The following is a 16,662-nucleotide window of genomic DNA, read 5'->3' on the forward strand; positions in this document are numbered from 1 at the left end:
GGGCAGAGGACGGCGTGTGGGATGCGGCACCACGGACTGCCGTCACCGTGTGGGTAGGCGATGCCGCTGCTGAGGTGCCAGCGGCAGGCTTCGGGCACCTGCGTGGCAGCCAGTTCGGTGGGGTGCAGGGCGATGGGCCGCTGGTCGGCACGCTGGTAGAAGTCGATGCGGTTACCGCATTGGCGGCAGCGGCCGCTTTGGCCGGCGCGTAGCAGGCGGCTGGGGCTGGTGCCGGCTACCTGAAGGGGGCGGGGGCGCCGGGTGGTACGGCGGCTGCCGTCCCAGTGTCGGCCGGCGGAGGCGGGAGTGGAGCGCATGGCCGGACCGTGCCAGGCGACACGCGTTGGTCCGCAACAGCGTGGGGCGTGTGTCCCCCGGCCGGCTCAAGGACTGCGAACAGACGATCCGACAGGCGGCCTCACGTTCGAGGCGTGCTCGCCGGTTCGGGTGATCTGCGGTGTGGCCCGGGGCGAGAGTGTCGGGGTGTCAGGAGCCCTGCTTGCCGGGTGGGGTGTGGTTGCGGCAGAGGGTGCCAAGGAGGTGCTCGAGGGGCACGTCGAAGGTGTGGGCGAGGGCGTGCCAGGTGGTGACGCTGCCGGTGGTGTGGCCGTGTTCGAGGTCGATGAGGGTGCGTCGGGACAGGCCGCTACGGTCGGCGAGTTCGTCGAAGGTCCAGCCGCGTTCTCCGCGCAGGCGCGCGAGGTTGACGCGCAGCGCGGTGAGGTCCGGCTCCGGCGGCAAGATCGTCACTCCACCATCCGACGGTGCAGACCCCTGCCCTGTCAGTGCAGACTTCTGCACTATTTGTCGAGGTGGGGCGCCGGTAATGGTGCAGAGTTCTGCACTACCGTGCGTGCTCCCGGCCCTGCACGGCCGGGCACGGGCCATTGCGGCACGGAGACAGACGGGAGGACGAGCAGCCCATGAGGCTTGCCGGCGCGCATGCCGCGGTGCGGCGCATCTGGACAGTGGAACTGCGTCCGCACTCAGGCGGCCCCACTCTCGTCTGCCCCTCCTGCGCCGCGCGCACGTCGCCGCTCCCCGGGAGCTCCGCACGCTCGGCCGTCCTTGCTCACCTGGCCCGCCACGCCCGCGTCGATGCGCTGCCCGCCCATCTGCGCAGTTGCCAGTGCCGGGCGCGAGGGTGCCCGTGGCATCCGCGTCACCGGGGCTGCGCCGGTCCGGTGCTGCTTGCCCTCACCCGCGACCGCTCCGGCCGTAACTGGCGGCTGGCCGACACCTGCGCGGCTTGCGCATCAGCAACCAGCCATACCGCCGTCGTGCCCGACACCCTGTCCGGCACCCCACGGCCACTCCCCTCCCCCGGTCTCTCCCCGTCTCCTGCGCGTCGGTCCTGTCCTGTGCTGCCGGAGCGGGTGCGGGTGCGGGAGATGCTCACCTATTTGGGCTCCGCGCTGCCCCGGTTCACCTCCCCTGCGGCCCGGCTGCTGGCCCTGCAATTCGCGCTGCGCGCGAATGCCCGCGGCCGGGTGCGCATTCCGGCAGGCCTACTGCGGGGCATGCGCCTGCGCCAGAGCGGCGACTTGTGGCTGGAGCTGGCCCACGCCGGCTGGCTGGAGCTGCCAGATTTCCGCGCGCTGCCCTTGCAACTGCGGCTGCTCGATGCCGCGGTCCTGGACCAGGCCCCCGGCCGTCGCGCCCGCTGCCGCGCCGCCCACTGGGCACTCCACCCTGCACCGTTGGCGCTGCCGCCTGCAGCACCCGCTCTGCGACTGGCCGCTCTCGTACTGGCCTCCCACTCCCCCACCGAGGCCGAGCACAGCACCGACATGGACGTCCTCGCCCGGCTGTGCGGCCACTCCCCTCAGCAGACCGGGGAACTCCTCGACCGGCTGGTGACCACAGGCACCCTGGGCGCATGGCAACACAACCGAGTCACCGACGAGGTGCTGTGGCAGCTGCCCCAGCCACAGGCACGAACGCGGGCCTGCCCTCCCCCTGTCAGGCACCGGATGCCGCGGTCTTGAGGCGCCGGTCTCGACCAGCCACTGGTGCACGGCTGCGTTGACGTCGCCGGCTGCGGCGTCAACGCGGCAGGCGAAATCGGCGGCGTCGAAGCCGCCGGTCTGGGCGGAGCCGTATGAGCGGTCCTCGGTGTGCTCGGCGCCTTGGGTGACGTCGCAGCGGATGCCGGGTGAACCGGTGCGGCTGCCGGAGGGGTGCAGGTAGCCGGTTTTGGCGAGGCGGACGGTGAAGACCATGCGCAGGCCGCGGCGGGCGGCTTCGGCGATCAGAGGACGCAGGCGGGTGGAGCCGGAGGCGATGGCCTGGGCGCCGGCGTGGCCGGTGCCGGTGCTGGTGGGAGTGCTGAGGACGGCCCTGGTGCGTACGCTCGCGCGAGCGCCGGAGGCGGTGGTGCGCCGGCTGGTGTGTCGGGCAGCGGTGGCAGTAAGTTCGGGCGCATACGCCATTCACGAGTTCATCCCGCTGTCCGCGCATCCGGACTGGCAGAGCCCGGACGCGGCGGACCGACTACCGACTGCGAGTCTTAGCCGACGCTACGGTCTCGCTGAGTCCGAACGACGTCGGTTGGTCCCTGTGCTGGGGCGCACTACGCGTTCCATGCACGACTTCTTGCACGACCAGGCAGCCCAAGGAGCCCACCCCTGGGCAAGGCTGTGGGCCGAAGGCCACGGCGACGCCTGGCGAAACGACACCGCATACATCGAACAACGCGAAGACCAGCGGATGCAGGCCCTGCTCGCCGACTGAGGCAACAGTGCCCGTGCCTGGCTCCCGGCGGGCGGCGATGGGCCGACCACCGCCGCACTCTTGAGGCCATCGCGTGGAAGTACCGCACCAACTCGCCCTGGCGGGACCTTCCCGACGAGCTCGGCTCATTCCAGACCGCTCACAAGCGGCTGATCAGATGGGCCGTCGACGGCACCTGGGAGATGATCCTCGCCGCCGTCCTGGCAGCGGCGGACGCCGACGACGACCTCGACTGGACCGTGTCGGTGGACTCCACCGTGGTTCGGGCCCACCAGCACGCTGCCGGAGCACGCAAAAGGGGGCGGCCCACTCCGGTGAGCCCGCCGATCACGCGCTCGGACGGTCCCGCGGCGGGCTGAGCACCAAGGTCCACCTGGCCGCAGACGGCCGTGCACGGCCCCTGGCCTTCACTGTCACCGCAGGCCAGGCAGGTGATGCACCCGCCTTCGAGACGGTGATGTCCCGCATCCGCGTGCCCCGCACGGGCCCGGGCAGGCCCCGGACCCGGCCCCTGGCCGTTTTGGCCGACCGCGCGTATTCCTCACGCGCCATCCGCAGCCACCTGCGGCGACGGGGCATCCGTGCGGTCATCCCGCAGCCGTCCGACCAAATCGGCCATCGCCTGCGGCGGGGCCGCCTCGGTGGCCGTCCGCCCGGTTTCGACAGCCAGGCGTACAAGCAGCGGAACACCGTCGAGCGGTGCATCAACCGCCTCAAGCAGTGGCGCGGCCTGGCCACACGAACCGACAAGCTCGCGATCGCCTACCAGGCCGCCCTCCACCTCGCCGGCATCCTCATCTGGACCCGACCCTGACCAAAGAGACAGAACCTAGGACGAGACTTCCTCATAGACCACCCAGTATTCATCCTCCTCCTCGCTGGTCGCGCAGATCCGCTTCCCGTCGATGGACAACGCAATGAACTCAAGCGATCCATTGCCCTTAAGTAGTCGGGCAGGAAGGTCACGGCCTACAGAGTCCTTCACGCAGAGCCAGCTCCTTGCGCTCGCGCCCGGCCCAGCCAACAAGATCAGAAACCTGCCGTCATCAGCTGCCAACCGCTGGCACGCTGCCACTCTGTGCCACTGCCGCCCCAATTCCTCCACCGGGTTTGGGGCGTTCATTGGAACAGTCACTACTGGCTCCACGTAGGCACTGGAAATCTGTTGCACGATGTCTAGCGCAGCAGGGATTTCATCACCGTTGGCCACACACAGTTCCAGGCCACAAGAAGCGAGAAACAGGCGAGCTTCATCTGATTCAGGATCCATTCACCTTCACCTCTCCGAATCGGTTCCCCACGCCATCACCACGTACCCCAGCCCTCCTGATAGAAGAAGTGGTGATCACCGCCAGGCTTGTTCATCTTCCCATACTTCTCGTAGTCGTACCGTCGTGGCGAACTCTTGGGCTTTTGATTATTCCAGCCAAAGTTCACAAAGTTCCTGAGGGAGTCATACTTTGGCTTGCCGGCATGGAAGTGCGGACCCGCCCTGTCGAAGGTGTGCTCGACTATGACCCGAGATCCCTGCGCGGTTTCGTACTGTCGGAACCGCCCCCAGTGGCTTGGGTTGGACGAGTAGAAGTAGCCAGGTGCATGCGCGAGCTTGACGTTTCCTGTGACAATCCAAGCAGCGTCTGGAACAGCCCCATGGGGCACGCCGGCCAAGTTGAATGCCTCGGCCTCCGCTTCTGCTCGCTTCAAAAACGGATTGCCTGCCTCTCCCTTGGGCAGGAGAGACGGATCACCAGCATGCGCTGCGCCAGGGCCGAAGCGTGTCGGGGTTGTCACAACCGGCTTGCCGAAGAGGCCCCTGAGCGCTCCCCACGTCGGCTTGACGAAGTTGCCGATTCCACCGGTGAGTGCCCCGACCAGGAGATCCATGGGTGTGGTCGGCTGGCATTGAGCCGTGTTGATAGCCCAGGTAAGGCCCATACCTATGGTGGCATCAGTGGCAACCGCAACTGCCAGGGCCCGTCCGCCTTGTAGCCCCAACTGCGCGGCCAGGGCGGTGCCGGCCGGGGCTAGGAAGCCGCCGACTGCTCCGACGACTGCACCCTGTCCAGTAGCAGCCGCGAAGTCGCCCCAATCGAAGTCGTCCTGATGACTGAGGGCGTAGGCACCTCCGCCCACGATGGCTCCGATGCCAGCGCCGATGCACATCGGGCACTGGCCGGTGGGGTCGGAGAGGTTGGCGGGGTCGTTGTCGGCGTAGTTGTACTGGGACTGGTTGGGATTGTCCGCATCCGCTGAGATCGGGTCCTGGGTGGTGAAGCGGCGCTGGGCGGTGTCGTAGGAGCGGGCGCGCAGCTGGAGGCGGTCGGGGAGGTACTGGTCCTTGTACTGGCCGGTGTAGCCGAAGGGGCTGGTCTGGCCTCCGGTGATGGTGGCCTTGCCGGTCGGGGATCCCCAGGCACTGTAGGTGTAGCGGTAGTTGTCCGTGCCCGCTGCGTCGTAGACCGCGCTGGTCGAGTTCTGGCGGTCCTGGGTGAAGTAGTAGGTGCCGGCGGAGCGGTCCATGGAGCGGGCCGTGCCGTCGGGATCGTAGTGGTAGTCCGCGAGCAGGGCGCCCGAGGCGTCGGTGTCGGTGGCGAGCTGCGGGAGCGGGTTGTTGATGTCCCAGCGGGATGTTCCGGCGAGCGCGTTGTTCTTGTTGACCGTGGCGCGGTTGCCGTCGGCGTCGTAGGTGAATCCGTACGTGTTGGTGCCGATGGTCGCGGACTTGAGACGGCCTGCCGGGTCGTAGGCGTAGGTGCCGTCGTCGTCCTTGGTTTGGTTGCCGTCGGCGTCGTAGCCGTAGCTCGTGGTGGTCGTGCCGTTTGCCGTCGACTGCAGCTGGTCGCCGTCGTCGTAGGTGTGGGTGGTTGTCGAGCCCGAGCTTGCCGCTGTCTTGAGGTTGCCGACCTTGTCGTAGGTGTACGTGGTGCCGGCGGTGCCTGTCAGGCAGGAGGTGGCAGAGGTGTCGGTGCAGACACGGGTCATGCGCCCCGTGTCGTCGTAGGCGTAGCGGCTCGGGTAGCCCGTGCCGGGCTTGTCGCCGACCAGACGGTTGTTCTCGTCGTAGGTGAAGGTGTTGCTGATGGTGGGTGAGGTGAGCGTTGTCAGGCGGCCAGCCTCGTCGTAGGTGCGCGTCTCGCTGCGGGCCGTGGTGGTGGGCAGGGTGACCGAGGTGAGGTTGCCGGCCTTGTCGTAGCCGTAGGAGACGGCCTTGGAGTTGGTCGTCCGGGTCTTGGTCCGGCCAACCTTGTCGTATCCGTAGCTGGTGGTCCGGCCGTCCGGGTAGGCACGCGACTTGAGGGTGTCGTCGGTGTTCCAGACGTAGGTGAACGGCTTGCTTGCGCCCGGCGACGTGATCGTCTGGATCTTGTCGTCATCGTCGTACGACAGCGTGCGGCTGCCGGTGGCGTCGGTGACGGTCTTCAGGCGGCTCGCGTCGTCATAGCCGTACGTCTGCGCCGCCGTGCCGTCGGAATAGGTGATCTTCGTCGGCAGGTTGCGTGCGTCGACTGTGGTGGTGATCGTCTGGGCGCGGGCGTTGGTGTACTTGGTGCGGTTGCCGTCGAGGTCGTACTCGTATGCGACCGTCTTGCCCAGCGGGTTCTTGACCGACGTCAGCTGGCCTTCGTCGTTGTAGCCGTAGGTGCTGGTGTGCGTGTTGGCGTCGGTGCTGGTCTCGAGGAAGCCAGCCTTGTTGTAGGTGAAGGCGGTCGCTCCGGTGTCCGGGGCGGTGACCTTCTTCGGCCGGTTGAGCTCGTCGTACTCGTAGACCGTCTGCTTGTCGCGGCCATCGGTGACGGAGGCGACGTTGCCGACGGCGTCGTAGCCGGTCTTGCGCTGGTGGCCGAGCGGGTCGGTGATGGACGCGGGGTTGCCGGCCGCGTCGTAGCCGTACTTCCAGGTGTACTTTGCCGGGTCGGCGCCGGTGACGTTGCCGCGCGGGTCGACGGTGGTGGCGAGGTTGCCGTCGTCGTCGTAGGTGTAGGTGGTGCGCTCGGCTTCCGGCGAGACTTCGGCAGAGAGGTGGCTGTCGTCGTCGTACTCGTAGGTGGTGAGGTAGCCGGCCCAGGTCTTCGACGACTTCAGTCGGTTGTTGTCGTCGTAGTCCAGCGTCATGCCGTGGCCGAGGCCATCGGTGGTTTTTACGATGCTGCCGTTGTCGTCGTAGGTGACGCTGCGGGTGTGGCTGAGCGGATCGGTGACCGACAGCGGCCGGTTGTCGGCGTCCCAGGTGAAGGCGGTGGTCTTGCCGAGCGGGTCGGTGACGGTCTTGCGGTTGCCGACCCTGTCGTAGCCGATCTTCCAGGTGTACAGCTTCGCGTCGGCGCCGGTCGCGTTACCGCGTGCGGTCACCACCTGAACCTGATTGCCGGCCTTGTCGTACGCGTAGGTGACGGTCGCGCCCCGGCGGTTGGTCTCCTTGCTGAGCCTGCCAGCCGGGTCGTAGTCCAGGACCGTCTGCTTCAGCGCCGGGTCCGTGATCGTCTTCAGCCGACCTGCGTCGTTGTAGCCGTAAGCCGTGACCCGCTTGGCAGCGTCGGTGACGGTGAGGAGGTTGCCGACCTCGTCGTAGTCGTAGGACGTGACGTTACCCCGCGCGTCGGTGACCGTCTTGACCCGGTCCGCAGGGTCATAGGTGTACGAGGTCGTGTACTTCGCAGGGTCCGCGCCGGTGACGTTGCCGCGTGGGTCAACGACCGTCTTCACCTGTCCCGAGGGGAAGTAGGTGTAGGTGGTCTTGTTGCCCTTGGGGGTGGTGACCGACGTCAGGTTGCCGTCGCCGTCATAGCCGTACTTCGTGGTCTTGCCGCGCGGTGTGGTGACGGTCTCCAGCAGCCCGGTGGTGGCGTTGTAGCCGTAGGTCGTCGTCTTGCCGAGCGGGTCCTTGACGGTGCTGACCTGGTTGGCCGTGTTGTAGCCGAAGGTGTAGTCGTTGGACTCGCCATCCGTGTATGTGGCGACGTTGCCCTTGGCGTCGTACGTCCACTCCTCGTCCGAGGAGGTATTGGACCGGCGCTTCAGGCGGCCCTGGCTGTCAAACTCCCACTCGGTTCTGCGAACCTCGGCATCGATGGCGCTTGTACGGTTGAAGAACTTGTCGTACCGGTAGTAGCTCTTGTTGTTCAGTGGGTCGATCTGGGTGAACAGGACGTTCTTGTAGTAGACGTCCGTCCACACGCCGCCGTCCGGAGCCGTGACGTCGACCTGATCGAAGACACCATTCTTGGAGTAGGTGAACTTCGTGTCGCGCCCCAAGGCGTCCGTCTGGGATGCGACCCGGCCCTGAGCGTCGTATGTGTTGAACGTGACCTGCTTGGTGCGGGCGTCCGTCACCCTGTTGACGCGGCCGGAGGCGTCGTAGCCGTACGTCTCCGTCTTCCCGTCCAGAGCTGTCACACCGGTCAGCCGGTCGCCGGTGTAGCTGTAGTCGACCACCCGGCCATCCGCCAGCGTCACCGTGTCGAGCCGCTCACCTGCGTAGGCGAGTTTCGCGGCACGCCCGACTGCGTCCGTGATGGTGGTGGGCTTGCCGCCCGTGTACGTCAGGGACAGACCCCGGTCTGTGCGGTCCTTGACCGCGGTCAACTGACCAGAGGCATTGAAGGCGTACGTTGACTGGTCCGCAGTGGTCAGCTTGTAGCCACTGCCGTCGATAACCAGCTTGGAGCGGGCCTGGCCTGGAGTGGTGAACGTCCCCCCGGACTTCTTGTACGTGTGCCGGGTGCCCCCCTCACCGACCAGCACCGCATCGCCATCAGCCTCGATCTTCAGCCGCGTCTCCCACGGCAGCTGCCAGCCCTTGCCGAGCGCTCCAGATTCGGTGTTGTCGGAGGAGTAGACACGTCCGACCTGCAACGGCACGCCAGGAGCCGGCACGTTGGCGTCGGTGAACGCTTCAGTGAATGCGCCAGTCGCCGTGTTCACCGGGTCGGCACGCATCACCGTCGTACCGGCCGCACCGCTCGCGTCGCCGCAAACCGCAGCGCATTCAGCGCCCTCGGGCAGGGACGGCACGATGTGAAACATATTGTACGAGCCGCAGGACTCGGTGTCCGTGGGGTCGTCCGTCACGGTCGTGCAGGCCCAGACCGTGAAGCTGGGGACTTGCTGCGTGCACTCCGTCGTCGGCACCGTGAACGACGCGTTGACCTCAGGGAAGACCTTGTCGGTGTTCAGGGTAGGGGCCTGGACGGTCTGCCCGAAGTCGAACCACTGCACGTCTTCGTTGCTCAGGCGGCAGCCGTAGTAGTCCACCTTCCAGCGCACCCTCACCGGATGCACTTCTGTGTTCGCGCCACCGGACTGCCAGATCGCTGCCTTGACCTGCAACGGCTCCCCCGGGACCGCGGCCCCGATGTGGTTGCCCAGCGCCATGAGCCAACCGCCCTGCTGTGCAGCCGCGTTCGCGAACGGGTCGGTGCTCACTTGGTACAGGGCACCGCTGTTGTACGAGGCTGTGGCCGCCGCGTCAGCCCGGGTGGTGAAGGAGGCCTGATTGAACGTACGGCCGGATGGGCGAGAACCGGCGGGGGTGCGCGGGTGCTTACGGCCCGCTGCGTGCAACTGCTTCTGATTCTGCTTCAGCAGCTCGATCTGCGCAGCCGTGGCCGGCTTGCTCTTCGTCGCCGGCAACGCGTGTGGCTTGACCGGCTTGGCTTTGTCTTTCGTCTGCGCACGCCGCTGCTGCGGCGTCACCGGCTTCTGATGTGCTGCAGGCTGCGGGCCACCGTAGGCGTAATCATCCTGCCCAGCGGGGGAGTCACCGGCGGTCACCTGGACCAACCAGCCGCTACCCGCGATCACGGACAGCGCGACCAGCACGATCAACATCCGGACACGCGCAGACACCGACGCGAGCACTCCCCCACCCCTTCTCACACCGAGCACACAAGGCAACACACCTCGCACACAAGTGCAAGATCATGACTTGTTCGGCACGAGTCGATCAAGGGGATGACTCAAGGTTGGCTGATTGTCATGTTCGCAGCCCCCTTGCCCGATCAAAGCAACTCGCGGGTTTTTTAGGCGAGTTCAATGAACTCCGCCAGCGACTGACCTGCGCGCCCGGCCACCACCATGGCCCATTTTGCCTACTCAGAGCGCTGATGGGACTGAGTCGACGCCCGCAATGCCAGGAAGTCCCGCCCCGCCCGCAAGGAGAGCACGACCAACGAGGCGGGCGAGAGAAGCGTTAGGGCGGAGATAGCCAACCAAGGAGCCGGCAACCAGGCGGCCGCGGGGTCAGCGGGGGGCCTGGCTCCACCTCGGGTCCCTGATTAGCAGTCACCTCCAAAGCCCCGCGCATAGCAACCAGCACAGTCACAACCTCGCGCTGGTTCAGGTGCATCGGACGGCGACGCAAGGTCGGACCGAAAGCCGCACCTTGGGTCGAGTGCATACGAAACTAACCACAAACGGCAAGCCGACCAGAAGGAGCAACCCGTCGCTCAACTTAGGTAACGAATAAGTAACGGGGCGGTGATCATTTGGCCCTCAAGTGCGACTATTCGGTCCTTTCCATCCTTGCCCTTCGAATGATGACGACGGCAGAGTCTTCACAAGTCCTGCACTGAGTGGCGGCCAACACACTCACATTCACGTGTTTGTCAGCGAAGTTTTTCCAAGCTCGCAACCTCTACTGGAACTCTCGATAGAGGCGCTTAGCATTAGTTTTCAGCAGCTCACAGCACAGCCACACTGGACAGCACTACCAGAGCACCCCCTGAGCACTGAACAATGCGTTGCATTGCGTTGCATGGACCTGATCCCCTTCGACAGGAAGCGATCACGGGAACTACCCCGCTGGGCACACCGAAGGGTGAGCCCTCATTCGTTCTAGAGGTGGACCTGCGCTTTGGGGTGCCACTCTGGCCAGCTCCATTTGCGTTGCCAGGACTCACTAGCACCCCATTTCCGTTCCATGAAAGGCGACACATGAAAAAGCGAATCAAAAGGGCAGCTAGTGCGATTATTGGCGGCCTTTTTCTTCTAGGCGCCAGTCCCGCCTACGCACTCACAGCCAGTACCGATGGATCTCTCGCATGGACGGATACCTGCAATCGCACCACTTGCGGCTCGCAGTTTACCTTCGTCTGGATCAAAGACCGAAAGGCTGACGGACACCCAGTCAAGGCCGAGTACGAGAAGCGCCTTACAGGAGATGTCGACGTTCTCTGGGAAAAGCGGGGAAACGGCAATTCGAACGTGAGCAAGAACATTGAAGCGGGGGTCGCAGCCATCAAGGCTTGCGAGTACATCAACAACTGGCCGGATGACTGCAGCGGCTGGTCCCGCTCCTAGTCATGGTGCTGGGCAGGCCCTCCTTCCTAGTGGTGTCACTGATGGGGGCCTGCTCATCGTTATTTGGCGAAGGCAAGGAATGAGCATGGAGCCAGCACTCCGGGTGGACAGGCTGTCGTATGAAATCCAGGGCCGAAAGATACTGGACGGAGTGAGCTTCCAATTAGAGTGTGCTCAGTCTCTTGCGATTTCTGGCCCAAGCGGCAGCGGAAAATCGACCCTTCTGTCCTGCATTCTCGGCCTACACACACCATCGGGGGGATCGATCACTGTAGCCGGAACCCCGATCACAGGCCTTTCGTCTCGTAAAGTAGCTCGCGTTCGGGGCGAAAAGATCGGAATGATATTTCAATTCGGAGAGCTTCTCCCTGAATTGAGCCCATTGGAGAATGTCGCTATCGCTGGGATGTTGAACGGCTCCCCGAAATCAGAAACATTTTCCCGCTCCGCAGAGTTGTTGAGAGAACTTGGTATCGCACCGAATCAGGGGCTGACCGGCTCCCTTTCAGGTGGCGAACGGCAGAGGGTAGCTGTTGCGCGCGCCCTTATCAACAAGCCGTCGCTAATCCTGGCGGATGAGCCCACCGGCGCCTTGGACGCGGCAAACAAGGAAAGTGTCTCGGAGCTCTTGTACAGTCTTCCTGGCAAATGGGATTGCGGCCTCATTGTGGTCACCCACGACGTAGAGGTATCCGCACTCGCGCAACGAAAAATGAGTCTACGGAACGCGAAAATAACTGAGAACACGCCGCCGCAAAAGACGGGGGTGTGAAAGTGAGAGCGCTGAACGGAAGGCGACTAGGCCTGCAGTTGCTTGCCGCGGGCCGGCGGGCCTCCATCACAGCTGAGGGCGGAAGGGTGAGGCTATGGTCGCTCTGCCTATCTGTCTGTCTCTTTATCCTTGCCGCCTGCTCCCTCGTTTTAGCCGAAGCCACTTACGACGGGCGGGACATACGCGGCGCGGCGAGGAGCCCCATTCCGGTCAGCCGCAGCAGCGAACACGCGGTTGCTCTTTGGGCTCCTGATACCGACGACGTCGACGGAACTCAGCACTTCTTGGCCTACGTCGAACCTCTAACTGATGACGCACCCCTGCCGCCTGGCCTTGAGGAGTGGCCCAAGCCCGGTGAGGCTGTCCTCTCCCAATCACTCGCCACCGCAGGAGCGAAGGAAGAGATCATATCCCGATACGGAAGATTTGCAGGAATCATTTCCCCGGAAGGACTGCAATCTCCGTCCGAAAGATTCGCCTACGTACGCCCGTCGCAACACATGCTCGACAGTGGCGACATGTACAAGATCTCGGGCTTCGGGAAGCAGCAAGACATATATTGGGGAGAAAGCAGATCACTGCCAAGTCTCGGTATGCTATGCGCTGGTCTTATCGGCTTCCTGCTGTTGCCGGCCTCTGCTCTCCTGATAGCGGCCATCCGTACTGGATCATCCGCACGTGAGCGCCGTGTTATCCTGCTTGATATTCTCGGTGCAGGACCCTCTGCCAAAATACTGTTCGTCATCGGCGAGTGCTCAGTTCCGCTCCTGGTCGGATGTTCCTTCAGTCTCGCTTTTATGGCGCCTGCACTCAAGTGGAACATTCCGCTCCCTGTCGTTGATTTTGTTCTCTATGCCCCGGATGTCGCGGATTCCTTGTGGCAGCTGATTGGAGCTCTCCTCCTCTCCGTCGTCGCCGTTATTCTCTTGGTGTTGGGGTCGACTCCCGGCATCAAGAAATCTCGCTTCAGTGACCTGCGAAGTCGCCTGCACGGACACACGCGATGGTGGCCCTGGGTCTTCCCCCTCTTCTTCCTTCTTGCTGTTCGCGGACCTGGGCTGGCGAATGAAGAATGGCGGTTGCCGGTATACGTGATAGGAGCGCTAGGGGCTCTTAGCTCCCTTCCATCTGTGGTCGGCCTGGCCGTGGCACGGGGAGGGGCCTTGGTTGCACAAGCGGGGAAAAAGGCAGGGAGTCCTGGAATGATATTTTCCGGACGACGGGCAGCTATGCAAAGCCGTTCGACTGCTAGATTTGTAGCGGCTCTTATGGCTGCAATTTTCCTGGTTGTGCAGGCGCAACTCTGGATGGGGCTACTCGGCGCCAACGCTACCTTGGCGAGAAAATCCCAGGATCGGGTTGGCACATCGATCGTCACGGTTTCCCATCACGGAGATGACGATTCTCGTATAGGGGATTTTGCGCAGGCCTTGCCGTCAGAGGCAGAGATCGCGATGCTTCAGGCATCCACTCCTAGTCCTGGTGCGACTAGAGCCTTCACGATTCACGGCTCCTGTGCAGCACTAAGAGCCCTTAGCGCCCCCTGCCAATCAGCAAGTGTTGCCGTACAACACTTGGATGAGAGAATTATCGAACTACTTCGCTGGAATGAAGTCGAAAATTCCAGCAGCATCAAAATTGAACCTGGGCCTGTCACAGCAGACGGAAACAGCAGTAACGGAAACGGTCGCCTGTTTGTTTTCTCACGGTCCGGGGACGATCTCCCACTTCCACAGTTGCGAGAAGCGGCTAGAAGAACACTCGCCATGATGGCAAACGTTGAGCCGCTCGCGAACACTTGGGCAATGGGAGCCCAAGATCTAGTCTCTTCAGGCCAGTGGATTCTTCTTCTGGGAGTTGCAGGAGTAGCGCTCACTGTCATCGCCGTGGGGCTAAGTTCGCTAGGTGAATTCATTCGATTTGGGCGTGAAGCCTCACCCCTCATCGCTATCGCCGGGAAGACGCGAGTATACGCTTCGGTAGCTTTCTGGTCGCTTTTCATCCCATCGGTTCTCGCGTCCATCGTCGGTGCCATAGCCTCGGCATGGCTAACGACCCCAATTATCGCTGGGCTCAACAACCCCATCTCAACAGGCCTGTACATCACACTCTGCGCAGCAGGAATTTTGGCCAGTTCCTTCCTCTGCCTCTGCGGATGGCGAATCATGACGCGCATGGCACTTTCCTGGCGCGCCCAGGGAGAGTTCTGACAACGGCTGCTGAGGTTGAACTCATCCAAGCCTGGCCGGCACCCGTCCAAGAGGTGATCGTGCTCCGCCAGAGCGATACCTACGGGGCCACAGTCCGCGCCCGCTGACAGAGCACACCACACTGCCCGCCCACGAGATGCAGTGGTGGGCGGGCAGACTCATGTTCACGGCGGCTCGCTCACTGTTAGTCACTTTCGGGTGACGTGCCTTGCCTTACGGGGTGGCGCATCGTGGCGGACAAACGTCCCGCCCCGATCCCCGCAAGACCTGTCGATCTGTCGATCTGTCGGAGTGTCAACACCACGCTAGACCGATATAGATGGATGTCGCATGCGACATGGACAACCAGGGCTCACGCGTGACAGCTGAGGTGCGCTGTCGTTGAGCAGCACAACTCCATATGCCGGGCCCCTGGGAGGCTGTCTCCCCCCCTGAGGCCCGTGATGTTGTCCGGCCCGGGCCGCCCGGGCCGTCCCTGCGCGATGGGCCTGCCTACTCAGCGAAGGGCGGGCGAGGCCTGCCGATGCCATCGCCGTTCTTCCGTGCCAAGGCGCCCTCATAGGCACGCGGCCCCCTCAACGGGTGCAGATTGGGGACTGCGGATGATGCAATGTTGTGCCGGATCTCCCGCATCATGGCCTCCTCGGTGCCGGTCATCCGGTATTGGGGCAGGGCGAGCCGCCGGAACATCTCGTCACTGACCGGCTCAGGTCTGTCGGCTCTCAGAACCGTCAGCTGAGGCTCGGCATCGTTCAGCGTCAGGGACACGGATGCCCGGAGGAGGCAGCTAGCCCAGTCCGCTCTGGCGCCCATCAGGGCCAAGCCCGTGAGCCGGTACTGCACAACGCCCAAACACCACTCCCGCTCTCCGATGCGGTACGAACGCAGTGACTCCACCTCGACTACCTCCGACGGCCCGGCCGTGACCCAGCCGTCAGCGGGGGCGATCACGGGCTGCCCGTCGAAACCGTGGGTGGTGCAGGCGAACGTACCGTCCATCGGCAGCCAGCCCTGCGTCGTCGCCTCGTTCACCAACTGCCTGATCACTCGGTCCTCGGTGAGGAGCGCCCGCACTGCGGCTTCGTCCGTAGTGGTCTCGGGCGCGAACTTGGCCATCACGTCATCCAGGCTCAGCATGAGCTCAAACCTGTCCGTGAGGCCGGCAACGTCCGCATCCATCGGAGCGGGAAACGTTGCGCTGTCGCCGAAGTCCTTGGTGTTGCCACTCACGAAGTACACCGTCTCGGCCGGGTTGGCTCGCGCGTACTCCACTGCCGACAGCCAGATCGCAACGTCCCGGCCGCCGGTCTTCAACTTGGTCTCCGGTTTGCACGGACGGAGGCCGTTCGCCTCGCGGAAGACCGCCTCCCGCAGCGCCTCAGCGCTGGTAGGAATCACGTCCACGACGGTGGCCCATCGCTGCCGCCAGGACTGACGAACCTCGTCCGGCTGGGACGGGCCGAGAGGAAGGTCGAGGCTCCACGGCGTTGCCTCGCGCAGCGCCTGCACGGCGTCAGCCGCTCGCTTGTACTGGTTCTGGTACTTGATGGCCTGCTGGGCGGCGAGTTCTTCCATGACCATCCACGGGATGGCAACCCGTTCGCCAGCGAATGCACGGATGGCGCGGAGCAGGTCAGAACTGCCGCCCTCCGGGGTCTGGTTCCACAAGATGTTGGTGTCGAGAATGATCAAGGCCGCTCTCCTGTCGGAACCCGCCCTTGAGCCGGGCTGTACATCGAGATCACTGCCCTCATGGCGCGAACCGCAGAAGGCTCTTCCCCGTAGCCTCGCGCACGCGACCGAGGCCGGGCCTGCACCGGTGCCGGCGGTCGAGGAGGAAACGCATGAGGACTTCCCTCTGCCCCGGCTTCTGGGGCTGTTCTGGGGGGATGCGCCTCCAGGCGCAGGCGAGGGCTGCCTCGTGGAAGGCGGAGGCGGATTCGGCGTCGGGCGCCGCGGACTGGAGCAGGACGTGGTCCGGATTGGGTGTTCGGGTGCGGCGGGTGGCCATGTCGTCGTCTTCGACCGGGCGGGCAGGTAGAGGGTCTGCGCTGGGGTCGGTGCAGTCGTCTTGCGGGTCGGTGAGGGCCGCGAGAATGATCTGAAGCATCTCAGCGAAGTAGGGCCCGGGGGCGGGGATTTCGACGTCGGGGTGGCGGCGGTAGCCGTCGCTGACGGCTGCGGTGGTGTAGGACATGACGGCGAGGGTGGTGTCGCTGTAGGTGCGGTCGCTGTCGGCGTTCATCTGCACGATCATGCGCAGGACGGTGGCGGTGGTGACCGCGCAGCCTTCGTCGGAGTCGGTCTCGGTGTCGTTTCCGGTCTGGTCGAGCCAGAAGTCGGCTGTCTGGTCGTCGCCTCGGGCCCGGTGGTGCAGGGACAGGCAGTAGCCGGCGCCGCGGTCGCCGGCTCCGGCGGAGTACTGCCACCAGTAGCGTGCTCCGTCCTCGGCTCCGGCCAGGTGCAGCAGGCAGCCCAGGATCCAGGCGCCCTCGGGGCCGGGGAGCTGTTCGGTGATGAAGTCGGTGATCTGGGGTGCGCTGGCGTGGGTGACGGCGACTTCGCACAGCAAGCGCAGCTGCTCGGCGGCGGTGTCGTCGGCGAAGGTTTCGTCGGTGAGGATGTTGGATTCGTCGGGCGGGGAGGTGG

Annotated in this window: 12 protein-coding genes; 6 read left to right on the plus strand and 6 right to left on the minus strand. The window is 64.5% G+C overall.

What is annotated here, in order from left to right; genetic code table 11:
* A partial coding sequence (locus K4G64_RS31770; protein ID WP_260461252.1) for a DUF6083 domain-containing protein occupies positions 1-317 on the minus strand: 317 nt, incomplete at its 3' end.
* A gap of 169 nt (positions 318-486) precedes the next feature.
* Positions 487-750 (minus strand): helix-turn-helix transcriptional regulator, encoded by a 264-nt coding sequence (locus K4G64_RS31775; RefSeq protein WP_221759396.1) that lies wholly within the window; start codon positions 748-750, stop codon positions 487-489.
* 641 nt (positions 751-1,391) lie between these two features.
* On the opposite strand from K4G64_RS31775, the gene K4G64_RS31780 reads away from it, so the two are divergent.
* From K4G64_RS31780 to K4G64_RS31790, 3 genes are all read left to right on the plus strand, one after another.
* Positions 1,392-1,988 carry a hypothetical protein gene (locus tag K4G64_RS31780; protein ID WP_260461253.1) on the plus strand — a complete coding sequence of 199 codons (597 nt, stop codon included), beginning with the start codon at positions 1,392-1,394 and terminating at the stop codon, positions 1,986-1,988.
* A gap of 595 nt (positions 1,989-2,583) precedes the next feature.
* Positions 2,584-2,733 (plus strand): hypothetical protein, encoded by a 150-nt coding sequence (locus K4G64_RS41180; RefSeq protein WP_308122545.1) that lies wholly within the window; start codon positions 2,584-2,586, stop codon positions 2,731-2,733.
* Positions 2,730-3,547 (plus strand): IS5 family transposase gene (locus K4G64_RS31790; RefSeq protein ID WP_374206468.1). Its coding sequence is split into 2 segments (ribosomal slippage): positions 2,730-3,036 and positions 3,036-3,547, totalling 819 coding nucleotides; the frame shifts between segments, so codons are not numbered across the junction. Before K4G64_RS41180 ends, K4G64_RS31790 begins: the two co-directional genes overlap by 4 nt.
* 15 nt (positions 3,548-3,562) lie before the next feature.
* Here the strand turns inward: K4G64_RS31790 and K4G64_RS31795 are convergent.
* Together K4G64_RS31795 and K4G64_RS41185 are read right to left on the minus strand one after the other, a co-directional pair.
* Positions 3,563-4,003 (minus strand): hypothetical protein, encoded by a 441-nt coding sequence (locus tag K4G64_RS31795; RefSeq protein WP_221759397.1) that lies wholly within the window; start codon positions 4,001-4,003, stop codon positions 3,563-3,565.
* Between the two features lie 35 nt (positions 4,004-4,038).
* Complete coding sequence (locus K4G64_RS41185) at positions 4,039-9,591, minus strand: DUF6531 domain-containing protein (protein ID WP_221759398.1); 5,553 nt, start codon at positions 9,589-9,591, stop codon at positions 4,039-4,041.
* 1,074 nt (positions 9,592-10,665) lie between these two features.
* On the opposite strand from K4G64_RS41185, the gene K4G64_RS31805 reads away from it, so the two are divergent.
* The 3 genes from K4G64_RS31805 (at position 10,666) to K4G64_RS31815 (ending at position 14,013) form a co-directional block, all read left to right on the plus strand.
* Positions 10,666-11,031 (plus strand): hypothetical protein, encoded by a 366-nt coding sequence (locus tag K4G64_RS31805; RefSeq protein WP_221759399.1) that lies wholly within the window; start codon positions 10,666-10,668, stop codon positions 11,029-11,031.
* Positions 11,032-11,116: 85 nt separating this feature from the next.
* Positions 11,117-11,803, plus strand: a complete 687-nt coding sequence (locus tag K4G64_RS31810; RefSeq protein WP_260461254.1) for an ABC transporter ATP-binding protein — start codon at positions 11,117-11,119, stop codon at positions 11,801-11,803.
* Between the two features lie 2 nt (positions 11,804-11,805).
* Entirely contained in the window at positions 11,806-14,013 is a 2,208-nt protein-coding gene (locus K4G64_RS31815; RefSeq protein WP_221759401.1) for a hypothetical protein, read from the plus strand.
* 492 nt (positions 14,014-14,505) lie between these two features.
* Here the strand turns inward: K4G64_RS31815 and K4G64_RS31820 are convergent, their stop codons facing one another.
* Positions 14,506-15,705, minus strand: coding sequence for a PIN domain-containing protein (locus K4G64_RS31820; protein WP_221759402.1), 1,200 nt, complete (start codon positions 15,703-15,705; stop codon positions 14,506-14,508).
* 58 nt (positions 15,706-15,763) lie between these two features.
* On the minus strand, positions 15,764-16,662 hold an 899-nt coding region (locus tag K4G64_RS31825), incomplete at its 5' end, for a hypothetical protein (RefSeq protein WP_221759403.1).

This window comes from Streptomyces sp. WAC04114 (genome assembly GCF_019733245.1).
GTDB classification, from domain to species: domain Bacteria; phylum Actinomycetota; class Actinomycetes; order Streptomycetales; family Streptomycetaceae; genus Streptomyces; species Streptomyces massasporeus_A.

Coding starts and splice junctions, on each gene's coding strand:
- K4G64_RS31780 (WP_260461253.1), top strand. CDS start 1,392: ATGCTCACCTATTTGGGCTCCGCGCTGCCCCGGTTCACCTCCCCTGCG.
- K4G64_RS31795 (WP_221759397.1), bottom strand. CDS start 4,003: ATGGATCCTGAATCAGATGAAGCTCGCCTGTTTCTCGCTTCTTGTGGC.
- K4G64_RS31810 (WP_260461254.1), top strand. CDS start 11,117: ATGGAGCCAGCACTCCGGGTGGACAGGCTGTCGTATGAAATCCAGGGC.
- K4G64_RS41180 (WP_308122545.1), top strand. CDS start 2,584: ATGCACGACTTCTTGCACGACCAGGCAGCCCAAGGAGCCCACCCCTGG.
- K4G64_RS31805 (WP_221759399.1), top strand. CDS start 10,666: ATGAAAAAGCGAATCAAAAGGGCAGCTAGTGCGATTATTGGCGGCCTT.